Source organism: Pseudoalteromonas sp. AOP7-A1-14 (genome assembly GCF_052376275.1).
In the GTDB taxonomy this organism is placed as follows: Bacteria; Pseudomonadota; Gammaproteobacteria; order Enterobacterales; family Alteromonadaceae; genus Pseudoalteromonas.
Genome location: NZ_JBQSVO010000214.1, coordinates 1 through 1,959, shown reverse-complemented (window position 1 = coordinate 1,959; position 1,959 = coordinate 1). Strand labels below are relative to the sequence as shown.

Annotated in this window: 2 protein-coding genes and 1 pseudogene; 2 read left to right on the top strand and 1 reads right to left on the bottom strand. The window is 36.1% G+C overall.

The genetic code is table 11. The annotated features are described in order from the left end of the window. Positions 1–581: hypothetical protein (locus ACT3RM_RS17625; protein WP_444511481.1), on the bottom strand; the 581-nt coding region annotated here is incomplete at its 3' end. Positions 582–1,209: 628 nt separating this feature from the next. Here ACT3RM_RS17625 and ACT3RM_RS17620 point away from each other — a divergent pair. Continuing rightward, positions 1,210–1,431 carry a hypothetical protein gene (locus ACT3RM_RS17620; RefSeq protein ID WP_197173380.1) on the top strand — a complete coding sequence of 74 codons (222 nt, stop codon included), beginning with the start codon at positions 1,210–1,212 and terminating at the stop codon, positions 1,429–1,431. Beyond that, positions 1,424–1,959: pseudogene (locus ACT3RM_RS17615) on the top strand (site-specific integrase); the annotation flags it as partial. The gene ACT3RM_RS17620 and the pseudogene ACT3RM_RS17615, both read left to right, overlap by 8 nt.

Sequence of the window (1,959 nt, the reverse complement as noted above, 5' to 3'; positions counted from 1 at the left end):
GACACCGATGTTTCAAAAAGGCTATTAAGAAAATTTTCATCTGGTTTCATATCAGATATGCTAATTAACCTAAATTGATAGTTTATGAACAAAATATACCCAGCCCAAGCAGACCCGATTAGCCATTTGTAAAACTTAACTCTTTCATCTATTCGCTCTTCAATTTTATCAACGTTGTCCTCCAACAACTCTAAACTATCAACACTATTAATTTCATGTTCCGATAAAATAATAACCGTGTTATTAACTGTTAGTTCTGTAACTCCATTAAAAGCATATGAACTAGGCGTAGAAAAGCTAATCAACAGTAAAAAAAACCATACAAATATATTTAAGCTCGCAATGTAGCTATTAGAGTCGAGAATAGAATTTTTGACTAAAAAAGATAAAGCTAGAGCTATGGCAAAACTAAATAACGACCACATTTTTAGCGGACGAACAAAGTCTACGAATCCTACTTGCAAATATACTAGAGGATAAAGAAACAACCTTTGAACTGGTGACAAGTAACTTTTCTTAGTAGAAAAACCTAATAAGCTAGATTCCGTACACTCTAATATTGACTTAGTTTTATTAAACACTAAACGCTCCGTAAATTATTAAACCAATAAAAAATTATTAAAGTATCGTTTATCTAGCACCTAAGCAATTTTAAAACATTAATAGCGAGAACCTAATTCAGGCATTGTAAAAATTGCTATATGTAAATGATAACTTTAGCTTTATACCTACAATATAATGTAGAGCTTTAATAAAACCAATTTTAATAGAGGCATCATGAGCAATAGCCTCTCTTTAAACATTGGGGCTTCGCCCCTGTCCCCCGCTATGTCGAAGCCGAAAATCGGCTTACACATAGCGGGGGACAACACATTCATACTCTTATACGCAGGTTTTATTTGCAGATTGAAAAATATTTCTAAAGTGATAATCTTATTGCTACTGAAGCTCTAACGAGCCAGAAAAAAACAGGCGCTATTCTGCTGCCTTCAACACGTAGTAACGAGATAAATACTATCTTTTCAAAGGTAGTAACCAACCAAAAACGGCGCACTCCAGCTGCTGACAATACGTATAAATGAGGTTAATAATCAGGCGAGATCAGTCCGAGCCTTTCGCATGTGCGAAGAACTGGGGCGAATAGGCTTAAGTGCCGCTGAGCTTTATTGCCAGTCAATCTTACAACCTTAATCCGACTGGAGTCATACCATGAAATTCGATGCACTAACCGAAGTCCAAAAACTAAAATTTGAAAGTAAGTTAATCGCTGGAAGCCGTAAAAAAACATCTAAGCTTGATAAACATAAATTCGAGCTAATAGAAATTTACAAGCAAGGTTCTAACATTGTCGAGCTTCAGCGCTGGCTAAAGCGCAAAGGTATAAATGCTCATTGGTCAACAATTCAAAGATGGATTAAAAAACATGGCTAAATTTGCGAAACCAAAAACTCAGGCACACAATGTCATAAAGGGGCTTACAAAAAGTAAGCTTATAAAGTCTCTTGGTACAGCCAGAAATTACGAGCAATCACTTAACACTGTTGCTTCATGGGCTAAAGATATTGGCATTAATGGTGTTCAGGCAATGACCATCGAGCAAGCACTCAATTATTTAGATTACCGAAAAGAAATAGTGGGTCAGAAATCACTTGATATGGAACGCCAAGCTATACAAGCAATGATGAGGCTAAACGGCAAACTTAAAGATAAGCAAGCACTCCCTGTTATTAAATCAATTAATCAGCAAATTATTAAATCACGCTCCTACACCACAGAGCAAGCACAAATAATAAGTAAGCACCAAACGTCTAAATATTCATTATCAACACAAATAGCACTCTCTGCGGGGCTTCGTGCACATGAATTGTTGACCATAGCCAAAGTTGAAGAACGCAAAGCAGATAAACGACCAGCTTTTGATTCAAAATGGTCTGGTAGAAACGGTGTGCTATATACCGT